This window comes from Vibrio jasicida CAIM 1864 = LMG 25398 (genome assembly GCF_000400365.1).
In the GTDB taxonomy this organism is placed as follows: Bacteria; Pseudomonadota; Gammaproteobacteria; order Enterobacterales; family Vibrionaceae; genus Vibrio; species Vibrio jasicida.
The window spans coordinates 86604-104921 of record NZ_BAOG01000010.1; the positions used below are offsets into that span (position 1 = coordinate 86604).

At 46.9% G+C, this 18318-nt stretch carries 21 protein-coding genes; 8 read left to right on the forward strand and 13 right to left on the reverse strand.

Annotated features, from left to right (window positions below):
• Window positions 1–10 precede the first annotated feature (10 nt).
• Genes VJL_RS03450 through sctW form a run of 9 tightly spaced genes read right to left on the reverse strand, consistent with a single transcriptional unit; the run spans window position 11 to window position 6950 of the window.
• Window positions 11–1828: a virulence-associated V antigen gene (locus VJL_RS03450; RefSeq protein WP_038875752.1), complete on the reverse strand. Its 1818-nt coding sequence runs from the start codon at window positions 1826–1828 to the stop codon at window positions 11–13.
• 10 nt (window positions 1829–1838) lie between these two features.
• Window positions 1839–2129, reverse strand: coding sequence for an LcrG family type III secretion system chaperone (locus tag VJL_RS03455; RefSeq protein WP_005426293.1), 291 nt, complete (start codon window positions 2127–2129; stop codon window positions 1839–1841).
• Window positions 2130–2189: 60 nt separating this feature from the next.
• A complete protein-coding gene (locus VJL_RS03460; protein ID WP_038866895.1) occupies window positions 2190–2603 on the reverse strand; it encodes an LcrR family type III secretion system chaperone in 414 nt (137 codons plus the stop codon).
• Window positions 2603–4729: a SctV family type III secretion system export apparatus subunit VcrD gene (gene vcrD, locus VJL_RS03465; protein WP_104048126.1), complete on the reverse strand. Its 2127-nt coding sequence runs from the start codon at window positions 4727–4729 to the stop codon at window positions 2603–2605. Before vcrD ends, VJL_RS03460 begins: the two co-directional genes overlap by 1 nt.
• On the reverse strand, window positions 4713–5051 hold the full coding sequence (vscY, locus tag VJL_RS03470) for a type III secretion system chaperone VscY (RefSeq protein ID WP_038875758.1): 339 nt from the start codon (window positions 5049–5051) through the stop codon (window positions 4713–4715). The genes vcrD and vscY overlap by 17 nt, the downstream gene beginning before the upstream one ends.
• 5 nt (window positions 5052–5056) lie before the next feature.
• Window positions 5057–5434, reverse strand: coding sequence for a type III secretion system protein VscX (vscX, locus tag VJL_RS03475; protein ID WP_038875761.1), 378 nt, complete (start codon window positions 5432–5434; stop codon window positions 5057–5059).
• The gene (sycN, locus tag VJL_RS03480; protein WP_038875764.1) at window positions 5431–5805 is read right to left on the reverse strand and encodes a type III secretion chaperone SycN; all 375 of its coding nucleotides are present in this window, start codon (window positions 5803–5805) and stop codon (window positions 5431–5433) included. The genes vscX and sycN overlap by 4 nt, the downstream gene beginning before the upstream one ends.
• Window positions 5792–6076, reverse strand: coding sequence for a TyeA family type III secretion system gatekeeper subunit (locus VJL_RS03485; protein ID WP_005426113.1), 285 nt, complete (start codon window positions 6074–6076; stop codon window positions 5792–5794). Before VJL_RS03485 ends, sycN begins: the two co-directional genes overlap by 14 nt.
• The gene (sctW, locus tag VJL_RS03490) at window positions 6057–6950 is read right to left on the reverse strand and encodes a type III secretion system gatekeeper subunit SctW (protein ID WP_038875767.1); all 894 of its coding nucleotides are present in this window, start codon (window positions 6948–6950) and stop codon (window positions 6057–6059) included. Before sctW ends, VJL_RS03485 begins: the two co-directional genes overlap by 20 nt.
• A gap of 186 nt (window positions 6951–7136) precedes the next feature.
• Between sctW and vscN the strand changes: the two genes are divergently transcribed.
• The 8 genes from vscN to sctU are packed head-to-tail and all read left to right on the forward strand — an operon-like array spanning window position 7137 to window position 14018.
• A complete protein-coding gene (gene vscN, locus VJL_RS03495; protein WP_038875771.1) occupies window positions 7137–8459 on the forward strand; it encodes a SctN family type III secretion system ATPase VscN in 1323 nt (440 codons plus the stop codon).
• The gene (sctO, locus tag VJL_RS03500) at window positions 8456–8917 is read left to right on the forward strand and encodes a type III secretion system stalk subunit SctO (RefSeq protein ID WP_038875774.1); all 462 of its coding nucleotides are present in this window, start codon (window positions 8456–8458) and stop codon (window positions 8915–8917) included. Before vscN ends, sctO begins: the two co-directional genes overlap by 4 nt.
• A 9-nt stretch (window positions 8918–8926) precedes the next feature.
• The gene (locus VJL_RS03505; RefSeq protein ID WP_038875777.1) at window positions 8927–10279 is read left to right on the forward strand and encodes a type III secretion system needle length determinant; all 1353 of its coding nucleotides are present in this window, start codon (window positions 8927–8929) and stop codon (window positions 10277–10279) included.
• The gene (gene sctQ / locus VJL_RS03510) at window positions 10279–11244 is read left to right on the forward strand and encodes a type III secretion system cytoplasmic ring protein SctQ (protein ID WP_038875799.1); all 966 of its coding nucleotides are present in this window, start codon (window positions 10279–10281) and stop codon (window positions 11242–11244) included. Before VJL_RS03505 ends, sctQ begins: the two co-directional genes overlap by 1 nt.
• Window positions 11241–11891, forward strand: coding sequence for a SctR family type III secretion system export apparatus subunit VscR (gene vscR, locus VJL_RS03515; protein ID WP_038866882.1), 651 nt, complete (start codon window positions 11241–11243; stop codon window positions 11889–11891). Before sctQ ends, vscR begins: the two co-directional genes overlap by 4 nt.
• Window positions 11892–11904: 13 nt before the next feature.
• The gene (gene vscS, locus VJL_RS03520) at window positions 11905–12171 is read left to right on the forward strand and encodes a SctS family type III secretion system export apparatus subunit VscS (protein ID WP_005426136.1); all 267 of its coding nucleotides are present in this window, start codon (window positions 11905–11907) and stop codon (window positions 12169–12171) included.
• The gene (gene sctT / locus VJL_RS03525) at window positions 12168–12950 is read left to right on the forward strand and encodes a type III secretion system export apparatus subunit SctT (RefSeq protein ID WP_038875780.1); all 783 of its coding nucleotides are present in this window, start codon (window positions 12168–12170) and stop codon (window positions 12948–12950) included. The genes vscS and sctT overlap by 4 nt, the downstream gene beginning before the upstream one ends.
• An 18-nt stretch (window positions 12951–12968) precedes the next feature.
• Entirely contained in the window at window positions 12969–14018 is a 1050-nt protein-coding gene (sctU, locus tag VJL_RS03530) for a type III secretion system export apparatus subunit SctU (protein ID WP_038866876.1), read from the forward strand.
• Between the two features lie 144 nt (window positions 14019–14162).
• On the opposite strand, the gene VJL_RS03535 is transcribed toward sctU, so the two are convergent.
• The 4 genes from VJL_RS03535 to VJL_RS03550 all read right to left on the reverse strand — a co-directional run bounded on the left by VJL_RS03535 (window position 14163) and on the right by VJL_RS03550 (window position 18049).
• Complete coding sequence (locus VJL_RS03535) at window positions 14163–15641, reverse strand: hypothetical protein (RefSeq protein WP_038875782.1); 1479 nt, start codon at window positions 15639–15641, stop codon at window positions 14163–14165.
• 11 nt (window positions 15642–15652) lie between these two features.
• On the reverse strand, window positions 15653–16111 hold the full coding sequence (locus VJL_RS03540) for a CesT family type III secretion system chaperone (protein ID WP_038875785.1): 459 nt from the start codon (window positions 16109–16111) through the stop codon (window positions 15653–15655).
• A gap of 342 nt (window positions 16112–16453) precedes the next feature.
• Window positions 16454–17614 (reverse strand): VopS family T3SS effector adenosine monophosphate-protein transferase, encoded by a 1161-nt coding sequence (locus VJL_RS03545; RefSeq protein WP_038875801.1) that lies wholly within the window; start codon window positions 17612–17614, stop codon window positions 16454–16456.
• A 3-nt stretch (window positions 17615–17617) separates the two neighbouring features.
• Window positions 17618–18049 carry a CesT family type III secretion system chaperone gene (locus VJL_RS03550; protein ID WP_038875787.1) on the reverse strand — a complete coding sequence of 144 codons (432 nt, stop codon included), beginning with the start codon at window positions 18047–18049 and terminating at the stop codon, window positions 17618–17620.
• Window positions 18050–18318: the final 269 nt, after the last annotated feature.

Here is an 18318-nt window from a genome sequence, read left to right on the forward strand (position 1 = left end):
TTATTTATCCTTAAAGGGCTCGTAGGATTTCTTGTAAAATACTGTGGTACTTCTGAACAAATTTGTTCATCGCTTCAACGGTTGCGTTGTACTGAGAACTGGTGTCGTTTAACTCGGTCGTTTTAATCTGCACTTCATCGTTGAGCACTTTAGATTCTGCGGTGACAGAACTGGAGGAATTAGACAGCTTGTCCCCTTTGAAAGAGTCGCTTCCAACTTCCATTCCCTGTTTTACTAAAAAGTCTTTATGGTTGGTGATGTTGTTGTCTTTTAAGTATTTGTATTCAGGAGAAGCCTTAAACGCCGCGTCATTGTCGTAACCAAAATCGCTGGCTTTAAAGTTGTTCGCTGAATCACCCGGCTTGTAAGTGCCATCAACACTTTGGGTCGAGTGTATTTTTGACTGAACGACACTAAACACTTTCAATTGGATCGTTAGATCTTCGAGTTGTTCTTTTTGCTCGTTACGCTTTTCAAGGCGGTCGACTCGGCGCTCGTTTAGAGCAAACAAGACGCGTTCATCAAAGCGGTCACCGATACTAGATTCAATCACCGACAGTAGGTCACGAGCGGTCAATGCGTGCTCGGCATTCACTTCTTTACTGCTCACTTCCTCTGGTGTGATTTTGCCCAAACGATCATTGAGCTTTTCTAGGTTCTCCATCATTTTTTGATGACGTGCAATGAAATCCGTCCCGATGTCTTGGCCTGCGACTATTTTGTCGAAAAGGAGTCGGATATCTTGTGCGGTGTTTTGTTTAATCCGCTCAAGTTGCTCCGGTGTTGTTTGAGTGACCTGGACATCGAGCAAGCCGTTATAGAACGCATCGATCTGAGTGTTGATAAGCGCAATGGCTATATTGGAGAACAAACTCGATAAGGTGATCGCACTAGGATCCGATTTTATTCTCGCGATTTCGGCATCAAGGATAGTTTGCAGTTGAGCAACACCACCTGCGCCGTAAGCATTTTCAAACTGTCCTTTTACTTGTGTCGCTAAGCCATTTAGCGCATCGGTAAGTTCCTGCTTAGACATGCCTGGAATCCAAGCAATCTTGTTCGCCAAGGCCTGTGCATCATCGGTGCTGATGGTGATCCCAATGCTATTGAAAGAGGCAACAAGTTGAGCGGTAACAGCAGCTCTAAAGCTTTCTTCTGTTAAGAAGTAGTCTGAATTCTTAAGCTCATTAAGGTTGACCGAACCAAGATTACCAAAGGCATTTCGCAAGAACGGAATAGCACTCTCGCGAACCTCACTGGCACTCATCTGCACTGCCAGTGCATTTACAAACGAGCTAATCTCTGCCGTTGCTGCTTTAAGGGCGCTCGTATCTAAAGCTTCAATTTGCAGTGCTTGGTTACTCTGGCTTCCCAAACGGAAATTAGCGACAAAATCGGTCGGAAGCGAGCTGTCGACCTTGTCTTTTAGCTGTGTGCTAAACCAAGATTGGAATTGATGTGCGAGCGTAGTATTAACGCCCATCTCCACTTCTTTAGGTGCGTTCTGACCATTCAACGCTTGGTGTTGCAGTGACTGCATCCAATGCGCAGCGGTCTCAGCGGCAGTAGTCCCGGTAAAGGCATCTTGCTTCTTTAACAAGGTTTCCAATGAGTCTGCATAAAGATCCAAGCTTTCTTGTTCGGTGCGCCCAACGACCATAGGTAATTGGCGAATCAATGACTCCAATTGATTCGGGTCGATACGGGCATCGCTTAGAATGGGAGAAAGGGTCTTAACCAAACTCTGCTGGAATGCGATCTGAGAATCACGATTGGCTGTTGTATTGAGAACTCCGGTGATGGAGTTCATGGCTGTCATATCCGTCATGTAAAAACCTCTAGATCACCATGCCACGCATCATGGTCGGTCGCTTGCGCCTAGTGCCTTTGGTGCTCGCGGCTTGCGGTTGATGCTGTTGTTGTCTGCGGCGTTGTACTTCTTCAAGCAGCTCATGCTCTGCTTGCTTCATCAATTGAGGCGAAGCGTTTAACCCATCGAGCAGAATGTTGCCTGCTACCGGACCAACGCCTAATCCTTCGAGTAGTTCATTGAATACGTCAGTCCTGTCTTCTGCATTGCGAATAGCAAGTTCTGAGTTTTCAATGGTTTCAGTAAAGGGTTGCTTCATCTTGGGTCCTATCTTAAAGCGAAGCATCTCTGGGATGCTGTCAGTAACAGTCGAGAGTTTTTACTTTTTTCTCTTTTTAAGTGGGCGGTAATCACTGAGGCGCAAGAAGTACCAATCTTCTTGTTCATCATGGCTCGCCCCACAGGCGCGTAAGTAGAATTGTGCTAACCGATGGCTGCTCATGTTGCTACCTCGCAATACATCAACGTTGCCACGGATAGCCCAGTCGAGCGGGTACAAACGGATGGCATGTTCTGCGAGCATAAATAGCGCGGAGAAAGGGTTGCTTAGACCTTGGTTTGGGCTGATTCTTCGCAGCAATACGATGATGATTTCGCCCTCTTCGACACGAAAGACCAGCTCCATCCCATCACATTCATAACGATGACCAAGTAAGATGGTACTTTTCTGCCAAAAGTAGGGCGTCACTTCGATGCCTGACGCCACTAGAGACTGAGTGAGAAGGCATTTCATCACATACCTACCCTGCCAAGCGGTTGAATATTGATTTGTTGCGTCAGCTCTTGGAACGACAACACCGGCAACTCGTAGTATTCAGATTCAATCAGTTTGCGTACGTAACGACGCACGTCCATCGACACCACCAGCACAGGCTTATTTGGCATGCGGCTTAAATCACCAATGGTTTGCTTAACGTCGCTGACAAATTGCTGAGTGACAGAAGGGTCAAGCGCCAAATAACTGCCCGCAGAAGTCTGACGAATGCCGTTACGGATCGTATCCTCCAAACTCTGATCCAACAGATAAGCTGGCAGCATGTTTTGACCGCTGGCGTACTTGTAACAGATATAGCGTTTCAAGCTTGAACGGATATATTCTGTCAGCTGTACCACGTCTTTCTCCTTCTGGCCCCACTCCACCATGGCTTCTAAAATCACTCGTAAATTACGAATAGAAATGTCTTCAGAAACCAAACGCTGCAGGATTTCCGTCATCTTTTGCAGAGGCACAATACGTTGCGCTTCTTTCACCAGTTCGGAATAGCTGCCTTCCATTTGCTCAAGCAGATAGCGGGTCTCTTGAATACCGATGAAGTCTTGCGCGTACTCTTTCAAAACGTGAGACAAGTGATAAGTCAGAATGCGATCGGGGGTCAGAAAGCCCACATGACTGTTTTGCAGTTTTTCGTGATGACTTTGATCGACCCAAATGCTCGTAATGCCAGGCAGAAAGTCGTCGTCTTTTTCGTAAGGTACGCCCAGCAAATCAATCTGTTCATTACCTTCGGTCACCAGCAGTTTTTCGCTTTCAATTCGCCCGCGAGCTACTGGTACTTCTTGCAATTGAATCAAGTACTCGCCGTTACTCATTCCTTCGTTGAAGCGTAAGTGAATACCGGGGAACGGCACACCGAGATCGAGGTAAAGCGCGCGCCTGACTCGTGCAAGCTCATCGTTCAGAGCCACGGCTTCTAAACTCTCTTGTAAACGAGAATCCAAGTCGATGAGCAGCGGTACTGTCATCGCAAACTCTTCTTGCTCACCCAGCTTGCCTTTGCTATTACGAGATGGCGTCGGTTTATTAGGCTTAGCCGCTGGCGAACCAGCACCTTGGGCGACGAAGCTAGGTAAATCAGAACTGTCGGATTCGCTTTGTTTTTTCTGTTGGTAGAACAAGAAGAAGCCACCACCGCCAACAATCGCGGCAAGAATCAGGAAGGTAACCTTCGGAAAGCCCGGAATAAGAGCAAACAAGATAAGCAGAACGCCACCAACCAACAAAGCTCTTGGCTGAGCAGTCACCTGACCACCAATATCTGAGCCTAAGTCAGAAGAGTCCTCGTTTGAAACACGAGTAACGATGATGCCGGCCGTGATAGCGATAAATAGTGCTGGGATCTGCGAAACCAGACCATCACCGACGGTTAGGATTGCGAACAGCTCAAGTGCCTCAGAGGCAGACATGCCCTTTTGAGTCACACCGATGGTAACACCACCGAGAATGTTCACCACGATGATAATCAGGCCCGCAATTGAGTCCCCTTTCACGAACTTCATCGCACCATCCATCGAGCCATACATTTGGCTTTCTTTTTCGATCAATGAACGGCGGTGACGCGCCTCATGAACATCAATAACCCCGGCACGCATATCGCCGTCGATACTCATCTGCTTACCCGGCATCGCATCAAGGGAGAATCGAGCGCTAACTTCCGCAACCCTTTCAGAACCTTTGGTGATCACCATAAATTGAACAATGGTGATGATCAGGAAAACAACAATACCCACCACCAAGTTACCGCCGACCACGAAGTTACCAAAGGTATATACGATCTGACCTGCATCGCCTTGCAGCAAGATAAGTCGCGTTGTCGTAATAGAAAGCGACAAGCGAAACAAGGTGGTGATCAAAAGCACGGCTGGGAATGCAGAGAATTCCAGCGGTGTCGTGATGTAGATAGCCAACATCAATAAGACGACCGCAATACTCATGTTGGTACCGATCAAAACGTCCACGAGTGCCGTAGGTAAAGGCAAGATCATCATAAAGACGATCGCAAGTAACATCACGGCAAGCATGATGTCTTTACGCTGTCCGACTTTGTTTAGAATATCGATCAACTTATTCATTTGATTCACTATTTAGAGATTGTAGATAACGTCGATGCGCGCGGCGGGCACCTTCAACATCCTGTTGTTTCCAGCGAGCTTGGCTTAGGCAAAACCACAAGCCCGCTTTATTTGAATGTTCGGTTTTCAATAAGCTTTCGCACAACTCGATTGAACGTGTGTATCGACCCGAATTCAGGCATGCCACTGCTAATGTTTGGCGAGCTTCTTGATGCTGAGGTTCGATTTCCAGCAGTGCATCAAGCAAGGTAATCGCTTGTTCCGGCTTTTGATATTGAACTTGGAGTGCAGCGTGGATAAGCAACAGCTCCACGTCTTTCGTTTGCAACATGGGGCTTAAACCTGAATCAGTAGATTCAACGCCATGGTGAGATAACGTTGGTCTAATTGGGTACTTTGCAGTGTTTCCAGTGCCTGATTGAGCGCGTGCGAACCATTTTTCTGCGCCAATTCCTGAAGCCGCAGCTGAGTGGTATCAAACTGTTGACGGTATTTGTCTGGGCGAAGTAGCTCCGAATGCGTCAACTTTGGCTTGGCAAGCGACATCAAGTACTGCTCAGAGGGGCGAAGCTCGTACAGTTTCTCTAGGTGAGTCGCGATGGCTTGACCATCAGGCAACAGTTGAAAGCGCTGTGGGAAGTCGTTTTCAACTTGTTCAAGTGAAACGTGAGTAAAGCCTTCAATACCAACGTTTAATGTACTGATGCGACTCATGAATCCGCCACATCTTTATGTAAACGAGCCAGTAGAGCGAACGCTTGTTCGATGGTTGGCAAGGTCACTTCATCCCCTTCAATTTGTGCAGAGAAGACCAGTGTCTGTTCATCCAGCAACCCAGTCTTAATGAGGAATGGCCAACCTTGACCTGCATGGCAAAAACTCAACGCCTTTTTAATCGGCTCATTCGACTGGTGCCAAGGCAACGGTTTCGCCAGCATGAGAAACAGGCAGTCTTGATGCTTCTCGATATGCAGAGTGCCGCTTTGCTCGAAGCTCAGTTGAACACGTCCTGCTGACGAGAAGTCCACCGCTTCAAGTCCCATTCCTCGGCAAAAATCATCCACTGACGCATCAATCCAATTCATCGTCCCACATTTCCTCTTCTTCTAAATCAATCGCTTCATCAAGCGCCTTTTGCACAGCTTGTATTAGGTTTTGTCGCTGTTCTTCGTCGTTAAATACATCAATTGGAATATGGCGAATCAGTTTGTGCAGTTCCCTAAAAAAGCTAATTTTTCGCTCCGTGGATGCCAACTCCATGGCGTTCACTAGGTTCCATATCTCGGCACTTCCAACCCAACGCTGTTCAACCAAAGCGATGACATCTGACATCAAATCAGTAACTTGATAAGCCATAGTTTGCCTGCTGAGGTGTGAACATCTGGTAGAGGTTACTGACTTGGTCTTGAAGCGTATTCAACGTCTTAAGTTTTTGCATATCGGACATCAAAAGCTGAAGCTTAACGGAGTCAATATTGCTACCTTGCACGCTCAAGTCTGCGCTCATGCCCTGCAACATAAAATCGACCGCCGTGGAGACCTCTTTTGCACCAAAACGCTCAACCACATCCTTGTATGCTGAGCCTAAACCTTGGTAGCTATGTACCGTGTCGCGATAGAAACCACGCAATTGGTGCAAACTGCTAAAGCCTTGCTCTTGGCTGTATTCATCCGCAAAGCTTGAAACACGAATTTCAGTATCAATCTGAGCCCAAGAGTCCGGGTTCTGCTCAAAGGTCAGAATGGCTTGGTCTATCAGCGCTAATAGGTTCTTACTTTCCGGATTGGCTCCGAGGAACTTTTTCACTGCTTGCAGCGCGAGGTACTGATGGCTCTTCTCTTCAGAGAATCCGTTGAGGTACGCCTGTAACTGAGCAATCGTTGATAAGTTGCCGCTTGCCATTTTGGTAGCAAGGTCTTTGATCTTTTGGTTCTTCTCAAGATCAGGCACTTTTCTTAGGTAATCAGAGACCAGCTCATGCGCTTCATTCACGCGAATGCTGCCGTCTTTCACTTTGCGTTTCGTGAGATCTTTTTCTGCTTTTTCTGAACCTAACGCCGTCAGCTCTTCCATCGCATCAAACAACGACTGAGTTGCATTGTGTACGCGGACAGTTTCACCTCGATAATTACCATTAACTGAGGCTCCCGTGCGGGAAGACTCAAGGTTACTTCGGATTGACGCGTCAAATTTGTTGCTCGTTAAAATTTGGCTATTGATAGTGCTCATTGATTTGCACTCCTTCCTACAATAAGAGCGAATTATAGGAATTGCATTTTTAATCGGCTGTCAAAATCAGACGTGTTTTTTTAGGGCGTTTTAAGTTTTCTAAAAACTCCCGACCAATAGTCACTATAAATACGGCGCCATCCTTTCTATTCTCCCAGCATCAGTTATTGCGCATGTTTTCTTAAATTGAACGACTTCTCATACATCACCGAAACTCAACAATCGGCCATCAAGCAAACGCGTTTGATCCAAATCCGTGGTCGCGTGACTCAGGTTACTGGCACCATCATCAAAGCCGTTGTGCCTGGTGTTCGTGTCGGCGAGCTTTGTGAGCTACGTAACCCCGATCAAACCTTGTCGCTGCTTGCGGAAGTGGTGGGTTTTCAGCAACACCACGCGTTGCTTACCCCACTTGGCAACATGTTTGGTATTTCCTCCAATACCGAAGTGAGCCCGCTTGGAAAAATGCACGAAGTCGGCGTTGGCGATCATCTGTTAGGGAAGATTCTCGATGGTCTGGGCCGCCCATTCGATGGCTCTCAAAGCACTGAACCGAGCGCTTGGTATCCGGTTTATCGTGATGCGCCGCCACCAATGCAGAGAAAACTGATTGAAAAGCCGATTTCGATGGGCGTGCGTTCCATCGACGGATTGCTCACCTGTGGTGAAGGACAAAGGATGGGCATTTTTGCTGCGGCTGGCGGTGGTAAAAGTACCCTGCTCGCCAAGCTTATTCGCTCTGCCGATGTCGATGTAACCGTGCTTGCCCTCATCGGTGAAAGGGGCCGTGAAGTAAGAGAATTTATCGAGCACGACCTTGGCGAAGAAGGCATGGCAAGGTCAGTATTGGTTGTCGCAACTTCAGACAGACCAGCAATGGAACGAGCCAAAGCGGCGTTCGTTGCAACCTCTATCGCGGAGTACTTCCGCGACCAAGGTAAGCGTGTCCTGCTGCTGATGGATTCGGTGACGCGTTTTGCCCGAGCTCAACGTGAAATCGGCTTGGCAGCTGGCGAGCCACCAACACGACGAGGCTATCCGCCTTCTGTTTTTGCTGCACTACCAAAACTGATGGAACGTGCAGGTCAATCAGACAAAGGCTCCATCACCGCGCTGTATACCGTACTTGTGGAAGGCGACGATATGACTGAGCCAGTGGCCGATGAGACGCGTTCGATACTCGATGGTCACATCATTCTCTCTCGCAAACTGGCGGCGATGAACCACTATCCAGCCATTGATGTGCTTCGTTCAGCTAGCCGTGTGATGAACCAAATCGTCGATAAAACTCATCAAGCGTCCGCGGCTCACATGCGTGAAATGCTGGCCAAATATGAAGAAGTCGAACTGCTGATCAAAATTGGTGAGTACCAACACGGCGCTGACAGTCGCGCGGATATGGCCATTGCACAGGGAGATGATATCCGAGCGTTCTTACGCCAGGGCACGCACGAGCCAAGTGAACTCGAAGAGACCGTCACACAGCTGCGTGGACTTGCAGGCTTATGATCGAGCAATTGCTAGAGATAAAAAAAATTCGTGCCGACCGTGCCGATCGCGCGGTTCAGCAACAAGAGTATCGAGTCAATAACGCACGAGCCTCACTCCGAAAGGCGGAACAGTCTGTCGTTGATTATCGTCAATGGCGCGAAGAGGAAGAAGAACGGCGCTTTGCGAAAGCCAAACAGAAAACCGTCGTTCTAAAAGAACTTGAAATATTGCGGCAAGAAATCGCGCTGTTAAGGGAAAGAGAAGCCGATTTAAAACAACGAGCTGCAGAAGAAAAAAAGGCATTGGAACAAGAGAACCAGCAACTCAAGGAAAGCAAGCAAGAAGCTCTGGCCGCCCATAAAACCAAAGAAAAATTCATTCAATTAAACGAACAAGAAATCGCTGAGCAAGCACGCCAAGTGCAGTATCAAGAAGAGCTCGAACAAGAAGAGTTCCGCAGCGTTGTTGTTTCATAGAAGGTAAAGATGCGAGTCAAAAACGATCATCCAAACACAACTGAACGTCCGCAACAGGTTCAACAGAGGCCAGTCAACCAAATCTCAGAAGAGCTCGAATCTCGCTTTAATAATGCACTTAAGCCAACGCAAGCAGAGAGCGAACATGAGTCAGAGACCTCTCGCTTATTCGCTGCTGTATTGAACGCAGATAAGCTCGATGGCATGAAGCACAAAGGCAAGGTCAGCAGTGCTATACCTGAGGCGGAGAAAGAGCAGATCGAGGGTGGCCAAGAGCACCCTGAAAACTTGAAAGATCAGCCTGCTAATGAGAAGTCAGACGCTGGTTTGCACCCAGAAAAGCCAAGTCACGATCTCTCAGAAAGAGAAACCGTGCAGGTAATGGACAACAAAGATAAAAACGAAGAGAGCCATAGCGAGGCTTCAGAGCGCCCTGCGAAAGAGCCACATTCAGATACTGGCAAACCCGTAAAACCACACTCTCTAATCGAGCAGTCGGTAGGAAGTAAGGAAGCGGATAAATCACAGCTGTTGACTTCTAACTCTGCGGCAGAAAAAGACTCGAACAATAAGCAAGTCAGCTCGGTAAGCACGGCACCATTAGATAATGGTTCGTCTCGTGATCCTAAAATACCGATGACCAGCTTGCCTAACGCTTTAAAGGGTCAGGTATTACCGATTCAGACTGACCAAGCCAATCTACGGAACAAAACTGAGCCATCAACCGTGCAGAGTGTGCTGCAAGGTCAACTGCATAAATTGGATGCAGCGGCTCACAAACTCGACCCTGCGGCAAAAGACGCTACTGCTATTGTGGACTCGAAAATTGTGGACTCGAAAGCCGCATTGGCCGCGCTTGAAGAGAAGGTTAAGCCGGTAAAGCACATCGAACGGCGTCATCCAAGTTCAGAGTCGGACGCTAAGTTTCACCCGACGGTCAACCTAAGCCAATCGACAGCGCAAGGCGACATCATCCTTAAAAACGTAGAGACACACGCGCCCCAGAGCAGAACTCAAAACGTAAATGAATTGATTAATAAGTTAGTCGACAAGATCTACGTGTCTCTTCCTTCAGCAAACGAAAAAGAAGTTCGTCTGCTTCTTAATGAAGGTCAATTAAAAGGCGGCGAGATCTCCATCAAGCAGGACAGTTCTGGCTACAGCGTGCTGATTAAGCAAGAGCACGCTCTTTCGCTGATCAACCAAACGGCTAAGCAAGAGTTGACCGAGCGTCTGCAACGTTTAGGCATCGACCAACCGATTCGGATCGCCGTCAGCGAACAGATGAACCAACAACAAGACCAACAACGCTCACGACAACAACGCAGCATTTACGATGAATGGAAGCCTGAGGACGAATGATGATATTAGATTTCCCAAAGGTCGAACCTTCAAGCATCGCGCTGAGCAATCAACTGTGCGCAAAACAGTGCCACTTTCAAGATAGTCAGAGCAATAGCTTATCGGCCACGCTTGGCCAAAAACCGGAGTTTTCTGGCTATCGTTTAACGCTACTCATTGGTGGGCAAACCATTCAAATCGATTTCAGCGGTGCGCAATTACAGCAATGGCTACATGGCATTCTTGACTCGACGGCATTTGAATCACTGCCAAACTCATTGCAATTGGCGCTGCTCAGTAGCCAAATTGAGCCCTACACCGACGTGATTAAGCGCTTATTTGGACAACTTCCGGTATTGAGCAAGTTGCAAGTTCATGAGCAGCCTACACCAGAAGAAAACGTGTTGATGCTCACCATCAATCGCGATGATGTCTCTCTTAGCCTGTGGGTCCATGAAGGTCGAGATGTGTTGATTGACACTCTGCCACAAGCGACCTCTTACCTGAGCCAAAACATCGCACTGCCCTTCTGGTTGAGCTTTGGAAAAACGCGTTTGGCGCTCAGTCAATTTGAGCAACTGACACTGGGCGATGTGGTGTTTTTCGATGATTGCTACATCGCGCAACACCAAGTGCTGCTTCAGGTCTCGAATCAGAACCTTTGGCGATGCCAACTCGACAATACGACACTCCATATCCAAAAAAAAGAAACCAATATGAACGATATCAACAGCTCTGAAGCACTTACCGACCACCAGCAATTGCCAATTGAACTGACTTTCGATGTTGGTCAGCAAACCATTACTTTAGAACAACTTAACGCACTGCAACCAGGGTTTACCTTTGAGCTTAACCAACCAATTTCTAACCCAGTCACCATGCGAGCAAACGGAAAAATCATTGGGGAATGCGAGCTTGTGAACATCAATGAACGCTTGGGTGTGCGCGTGCTCGAACTGTTTGGCGGCAGTCAGGAGCCAGCATGATCCAGTTACCTGATGAACTGAACCTCATCGTCACACTTGCCCTTCTTGCTCTGGTTCCTTTCATTGCAATGATGGCGACCTCCTTCGTTAAACTGGCCGTGGTTTTCTCTCTGCTAAGAAATGCACTAGGTGTACAACAGATTCCACCCAATATGGCCTTGTACGGATTGGCGATCATTCTGTCGATCTTCATCATGGCGCCAGTAGGGTTTGAAACCTATGACTACGTGACCCAGCACGAAATCTCACTTGAAGATTCAGAGAGCATCGAAGGTTTAATCGAAAGTGGATTGCAGCCGTATCGTGAGTTTTTAAAAAAGCACATCCGTGAAACTGAATCGGTCTTTTTTACCGATGCGGCAAGAACCTTGTGGCCACAAAAGTATGTCGACCGTTTAGAGTCAGACAGCTTATTATTGTTGCTCCCAGCTTTTACCGTGAGTGAGCTCACTAGAGCGTTTGAGATTGGCTTCTTGTTGTACCTGCCATTCATCGCTATCGATCTGATCGTATCCAACATCTTGCTGGCAATGGGCATGATGATGGTCTCGCCAATGACCATCTCACTGCCATTCAAGTTGTTGCTCTTTGTGTTGCTAGACGGTTGGACCAAGTTGACCCATGGCCTAGTGCTCAGTTACGGATAATGAGGAGAGAAGTATGAATCCGGCTGAAATCATCCACTTCACCACTCAGGCTCTAACGCTTGTTCTGTTCTTGTCACTGCCGCCGATTTTGGTTGCGGCACTTGTCGGTACCTTGGTCTCTCTTGTCCAAGCGCTAACACAAGTACAAGAACAGACGTTAGGCTTTGTCGTCAAACTGATCGCCGTCATCATTACCCTATTTGTTACCACACAATGGCTGGGCGCCGAGCTGCATTCATTTGCCACGTTGACCTTGGATAAAATCCCGCAAATACGATGAGTTACGATGATTTGCACCAAGCCCTGTTCCTATACAGCTTGACGCTCCCTAGGTTAATGGCTTGCTTTATATTTTTGCCGATCTTAAACAAGCAAATACTGGGTGGCACCTTGGTAAGAAATGGTGTTTTGTGCTCGCTTGCACTGTTTATCTTCCCAATGATCAACCAACAAGACCTGCCCGCAGAAACGGATGGGATTTGGTTGATGGTCATCTTAGGTAAAGAGGTGTTATTGGGTATGCTGATTGGCTTTGTTGCAGCAATCCCTTTTTGGGCTATTGAGGCAGCAGGCTTTTTGGTGGATAACCAACGTGGTGCTGCGATGGCAAGTATGTTTAACCCCACTCTCGGCTCTCAGTCAACGCCAACGGCTGTGCTATTGACCCAAACTCTGATCACCTTGTTCTTCTCCGGTGGTGGCTTTGTCGCTTTTATTTATGCGCTGTTTAACAGCTATGCGTCGTGGCCTGTGATTAGCTTTTTCCCAACCGTCACTGAGGAATGGGTGCACTTTTTCTACGCTCAGTTCGAGCAACTTATGTGGCTTGGCGTTTTGATGTCTGCGCCTTTGGTTTTAGCCATGTTCCTTGCCGAGTTTGGGCTCGCGCTGATTAGCCGATTCGCCCCACAGCTGAACGTTTTCTCTTTAGCCATGCCGATCAAAAGTGCCATTGCCAGCGTGCTATTGATTGTTTATTTGGCATTGATGATGGACCACTTTCAAGCCCTTTTCTCTGAAATCGTACTGTTCAGAGAACAGCTCAATACCATTTGGTAATAACAGACAGGAAGAGCAATGAGCGGAGAAAAAACGGAACTCCCCACCCCAAAAAAACTTCGGGATGCCCGGCAAAAAGGGCAAGTCGCCAAAAGTCAGGAAGTCGTCTCATCGGCGTTAATCCTAGCCCTAATTGCCGTCTTATTTGCCTTTGCTGACTACTATATGTCGCACATCTCTGCCCTACTTTTGTTACCGAGTGAGTTGGCTTATCAAGGGTTTCAGGATGCGTTGCTTGACGTAGCCATCGCTATTGCCAAAGAAATGGTCTACCTACTAGCACCGATCCTGATCGTGGCGGCATTGATTGCCATCATGTCGAACATGGGGCAATTCGGCTTGCTATTTAGTGGTGAATCCGTCAAACCAGATATCAAAAAGATCAACCCCGTCGAAGGGGCGAAACGAATTTTCTCGCTAAAGAGCATCATTGAGTTTATTAAGTCAATTCTTAAAGTCTCGCTCCTTTCCTGCATCATTTGGGTAACACTGAAAGGCAACTTAAACACGCTACTGCAAATCCCGACATGCGGATTAGAGTGTGTACCGACCATCACCGGCGTATTGGTGAAACAACTCATGATCATCTCTTCCGTCGGCTTTATTGTGATTGCAGCTGCCGATTACGCTTACCAAAAGTTCGACCACACCAAGCAACTAAAGATGACTAAAGACGAAGTTAAACGCGAATATAAAGAGATGGAGGGCAGCCCGGAAATCAAGAGTAAGCGTCGTCAGTTACACCAAGAGCTGCAAGCTTCGAACCAAAGAGATAACGTTAAACGTTCGAATGTGTTGGTCACGAACCCAACCCACATCGCTATTGGTTTGTACTACAAAAAGGGCGAAACACCGCTGCCTGTGATAACCCTTAAAGAAACCGATGCGATGGCGAAACGTATGATCGCGATAGCCCACGAAGAAGGCATCCCTGTGATGCAAAAAGTGCCGCTCGCACGTGCCCTTTATGCCGATGGTCAATTAAACCAATACATTCCTGGCGATCTTATTGAAGCCACCGCCGAGATCCTGCGTTGGGTTGCGTCTCTTGAGCAGTCAGAGGAATAACGGGAAACGGATTTATTTTATCTTTATAGGAACAGGCATTGGCACTGTTTTTTAAGGAATTTAACTGAACACAAAGGGAGCTTACGCTCCCTTTTGCTTTTCTTCTTAACTACGATTTAGCCGCGAGCTTTTAAACTCAACGGATTAAACCCAGCCTTCTGCTAAGTACATCAATCTTAACTGGCTTGGTGAGCCTAGCTTCTCTAACGCTGATAATTGCCCTTCACTCAGGTTCGGGCTTTTATCCAAGTACACTCGTCCGTTTTCTGCATCGAGAGGCAGTTTGTAGGTCAAGGTCTTATTGATGTCCTGTGCCTTACCTTGATCAATGGCTCGGACGGCTGGCATCAACCAGTCCCAATCTTCACTAAGCAGTTTCTTAAACGCACCATTCGCCACGGATTCAGTTTGACTTGGAGCATCTTCCACACTCAGTTTAAGCATAGGATCGACATCTGGCACCAAGTGTTCACTGGCTTCAGAGCCCAGCATCTTCTTGAGCGTTAAGCGCGCTGTTTCCATTTCCTGTGCTTCTTTCGGCGCTTGAGGAGACGTCATCGACTTGTCCTCTTTTGGGCCTAAATACGCCATCAAAGCACGTACTGACGCGGCATCTTGCATACTAAAGGTAAAGTCTCCTTTGCTGTTAGACACTTCGATACGTGGTAGCACACCAGACATGGGATCTTGACGAAACACCTCTTGAGCTTCGTTATTCAAACCATACGAGCCCGCTTGACCTGCCACAAAACCAGAACCACTGATTAAGCCTGATGCCGCAGCACTGCCCAATGCTTCTTTTGCAACAGGAAGCACACCCGCCGTCCCAACAGAGTTGACTCCAAAAGCACCAAGGCTGCCTGTAGCCATCCCTAATGTTGCTGTAACAGCACCTTCAGTCGACAAGGTGGCGTGTCCGTGTGCTAAGGCTTGTTGCATCGGCAAAGCAAGTCTCTGATCACGACCGGGCAGTTGCGCAATTTGATCCAATTGATGATGGTAAGCCTCTGCATCGCCATTTACCGCTGCTTTGTGCAACTCACGACCTGTCGCCACCAGCAATCCAACGCCCGGCAAGGCAAGGTTAATCGCCGCATTCACACCAGTGCCTTTGAGCTTATCTTTTGCCATCTCAAGCAACTCTGCCCCAAAGCCGTCCATTTTTCCTGGATATTGATTTTCGATGCTCACCTGTAAGCGAGGATCGTGACTGATCGAATCAAACGTACCTTTGAGGTTTTCATAAGCGCTACCGTCAATCTTAACCTCTTCCAACAAGTTCACTACTTCAAGGATCTTTCGTTCCGTTAGTGGTTCACCACGGTACCCTGATGGGCTGACAAGAGAGAAGGCTAACAATGCCGTCTCTGGCTTTTCTTGTTTTAATAACGCCTGCTTTAAATCAAGATGAGTCTTAATATTTTCTTGAAAGTACTTTGGGTATTTTGAGCGCAGCAAATGTTCACTCACTGCTGCAAATTTTTGCCCTTTATGGAAAGTCGACGGCTCTTTTACCTTGCCACGCTTGCTGATCACTCGGTCATCTTTTTGCGCCGCAACAGAACGAAATTGGTCTAAGTTAGGAACCGGGCTTTGGCTGATTTTATTCGTTGGATTTACCATGGATGAACTCCTTAGACTCGAAGGGTCTGTACGTGAGATAGCTGTGTGTTGGGTAATGGAGTGATATCTTGGTCTAGCATCGCAAATCGGGCTTGCCAGAGCTGAGCTTGCTCATTGAGCGCATGGAACCAAGTTGACAAACTCGCGGCATCTAAGTGCTCTATTGGCTTCCTGCCCGCGAGAACAAGCTGCCTGCCATTTGGTGTCAGTGACAGGGTTAGGCCCCCTTCTGCAATGGCGAAGTAATTGGCATGAGCTATGAGCTCAAGACCTTTCACCCTTAGTTCACCATTTTTTTTGAGTCCACCAAAAGCCACGGAAAGAATAAGATCATGATTATCTGTTGCGCTAAAGTAAATAACGTAACGGTCATCAACTAATAACTGACAGCGCCCCCCTTCAGAAAAGTTAAGTGGCGGTAGCTCATTTATCTCACAAAACTCATTTAATAGAACTTGTATTGTATTCATTGCAACTCCTCTATTTACTCTCTCTAGTAAAACGTAAATAGAAAGTTTGCGATGTCGAAATTAGCTTTTATTTTGTTGTTTTCCATTACCTCTCGTGAACTACTGCACAAAATAATAGAAATAAACACTTAAATAAAACCTAGCGGAATGAATATAAAAATTCGTTTTAAACAAGCTATTTAAAGATAAGAATCCGCCAATAAGTTTAATTGATTAATCCAAGGATAAAACATCAAAACTATTAATGAAAAAACTTATTACTTCGGTTTCACACTTCAACGTTAATATATAACTCACAACGAAAAAGAGCGACTTTCGTCGCTCTAAATATGGTCTGGATATTTACTTAATCCCGTGGAGGCTAAGCTCTGCGCTTAAAGCGAGAGGCGTAAATGCATCATTTCTCAGCTCAGCAATCGCATACAGAATACGTCCCATACGACCGTTACCATCCGTGAAGCCATGGTAGCCAATCACACCAGCAAACAACTGTTTTCCAAGGTCTTTATCTGCCACTGAGTTTTCTTTCAAAAAGCCCTCTATGTGCTGTTTTAGCATGCCTTCACCACCAATGCTTGATGGAAGTGCGCCACCAGCCGTCGCTGGGCCTCGGTAATCTCTTTCAATATTTGGCACCGCTCGCGCATGAAGCTCTTTTAAGTTATCCATGTTCAGCAAGTCTTTATCATTGGCCGCGTATTCTTTAAGAAGCGCGGTAATATTATCAGCATCGTTTCCTTTCGAAGTCGATGCGTTGATGATCCAAGCCGCCGCGCGTTCAAGGTTGTTCGTCGTGCCCGTTTTATTGAATTTCTCTTCCGCTAGCGAATCGGCATAAACACCCGAACTCAAATCTGTGTTTGCCAAACCTTCAATATGTGCTTGTGCCGCTTTTAAGTTCTTAACCTCGGTTTCAAATACAACTTCCAAGCCCATCGCGGTATTTGGGTTGTTCTTCACGCCCATCGCACCGCCACCAAAAGCTTTAACAACTTTGCCAGCTAATGCTTTTGTTGAACCCTCACCAATTTGTGACTTCAAATCCTGTCCTGATTTCGTATCCAATAGCGCTTCTGACATCGCGCGCTCAGCCAATTGGTTAAGTTCACCACTGTCTGACTTAATCGCCTGAGCATCAAGTCGGCTAAAGGCATTTAACACATCGGCCGGAGTTTTAAGGCTGGCATCTTTAAACAGCATTTGACCGTGCTCAACAGAAGAACTGGTTTGCAAGCGCTGAGCTTGTCCAAGTTCATTATCGAATACCGATTTCGTAATCGCTTTCGCTACTGAGTCTGTGTTGCCTTCTCTAAATAGCTTACCCGTTGCTTCAAAGAATCGAGCGACTGCACTATTACTTGGGTTTGAACGAACAAACTGCTGAGTATCTGCATCGACCTTATATTCCTTGCCACCAACATTGAGTTTGCCTTCATTGAGAATATCATTTCGCGTTTGCGGCATTGCGGCTTGTAGCGCACTTACGTTTCCAAAACTAATCATCATTTATACCCTTAGTGTGGCAAATTGAGCCGCATCTATTGTCTGTGTTTGTTCTTGCATCGCTTGCTCCTGCGGGCTTGCTGACAGCTTTAACCAATCAACAAATTGAGCAATCGACGTTTCAAAATATGTCTCGGTTAACATCGTTTGATGAATGTGAATAAAGCCGATGTAACCAGCATCTTCATCCCAACATACGTAGGGCTCATCTTTGGTTAATGCCGCCTTCATGTGTTGAAAATAAACATCGGGATGTGGTTTCTCACCGGAAATTAAGCCAATAAGCGTCAGCTTCTCTTCATTTGTTCGAAGTGTAATCGCCACTTCGTTATCAATAATTAAGCGACAACAGCCTTCTTCATCAAATTCCAGCGTTTCTATTTGGCAACGCTTTGCAAAGTCGTTTAGAAGGGTCGATATAAATCCGTTGACCATCTGGTTTACATTCCTATTTTTGTATTTACATCTCTGCGGTTTAGATAAGAACAGAGTATTGGCTGATGGAGTGATTATGCTGAATTCGGATGGGGGAATATGCTAGAAATGGTCGGCTTTTTTTCATTTTAAGCCGTTTAGAACAAGGCATATGATGACGTAAAAAAAGCCCAGCATAGCTGCAATGTAGTTCACTTAAGCGGAGCTGCTTTGCGATTAACTGGGTAGCGAGTCTTTGACATTTTTACCGCCCTAGGCCGATTAGGCTT

Coding starts and splice junctions, on each gene's coding strand:
- VJL_RS03450 (WP_038875752.1), bottom strand. CDS start 1,828: ATGACGGATATGACAGCCATGAACTCCATCACCGGAGTTCTCAATACA.
- VJL_RS03460 (WP_038866895.1), bottom strand. CDS start 2,603: ATGAAATGCCTTCTCACTCAGTCTCTAGTGGCGTCAGGCATCGAAGTG.
- sctO (WP_038875774.1), top strand. CDS start 8,456: ATGATCGAGCAATTGCTAGAGATAAAAAAAATTCGTGCCGACCGTGCC.
- VJL_RS03550 (WP_038875787.1), bottom strand. CDS start 18,049: ATGGTCAACGGATTTATATCGACCCTTCTAAACGACTTTGCAAAGCGT.
- sctT (WP_038875780.1), top strand. CDS start 12,168: ATGAGTTACGATGATTTGCACCAAGCCCTGTTCCTATACAGCTTGACG.
- vscX (WP_038875761.1), bottom strand. CDS start 5,434: ATGAGTCGCATCAGTACATTAAACGTTGGTATTGAAGGCTTTACTCAC.
- vscR (WP_038866882.1), top strand. CDS start 11,241: ATGATCCAGTTACCTGATGAACTGAACCTCATCGTCACACTTGCCCTT.
- vscY (WP_038875758.1), bottom strand. CDS start 5,051: ATGTTGCAAACGAAAGACGTGGAGCTGTTGCTTATCCACGCTGCACTC.
- VJL_RS03485 (WP_005426113.1), bottom strand. CDS start 6,076: ATGGCTTATCAAGTTACTGATTTGATGTCAGATGTCATCGCTTTGGTT.
- VJL_RS03505 (WP_038875777.1), top strand. CDS start 8,927: ATGCGAGTCAAAAACGATCATCCAAACACAACTGAACGTCCGCAACAG.
- sctW (WP_038875767.1), bottom strand. CDS start 6,950: ATGAGCACTATCAATAGCCAAATTTTAACGAGCAACAAATTTGACGCG.
- VJL_RS03455 (WP_005426293.1), bottom strand. CDS start 2,129: ATGAAGCAACCCTTTACTGAAACCATTGAAAACTCAGAACTTGCTATT.
- vscS (WP_005426136.1), top strand. CDS start 11,905: ATGAATCCGGCTGAAATCATCCACTTCACCACTCAGGCTCTAACGCTT.
- sctU (WP_038866876.1), top strand. CDS start 12,969: ATGAGCGGAGAAAAAACGGAACTCCCCACCCCAAAAAAACTTCGGGAT.
- VJL_RS03535 (WP_038875782.1), bottom strand. CDS start 15,641: ATGGTAAATCCAACGAATAAAATCAGCCAAAGCCCGGTTCCTAACTTA.
- VJL_RS03545 (WP_038875801.1), bottom strand. CDS start 17,614: ATGATTAGTTTTGGAAACGTAAGTGCGCTACAAGCCGCAATGCCGCAA.
- VJL_RS03540 (WP_038875785.1), bottom strand. CDS start 16,111: ATGAATACAATACAAGTTCTATTAAATGAGTTTTGTGAGATAAATGAG.
- sycN (WP_038875764.1), bottom strand. CDS start 5,805: ATGAATTGGATTGATGCGTCAGTGGATGATTTTTGCCGAGGAATGGGA.
- sctQ (WP_038875799.1), top strand. CDS start 10,279: ATGATATTAGATTTCCCAAAGGTCGAACCTTCAAGCATCGCGCTGAGC.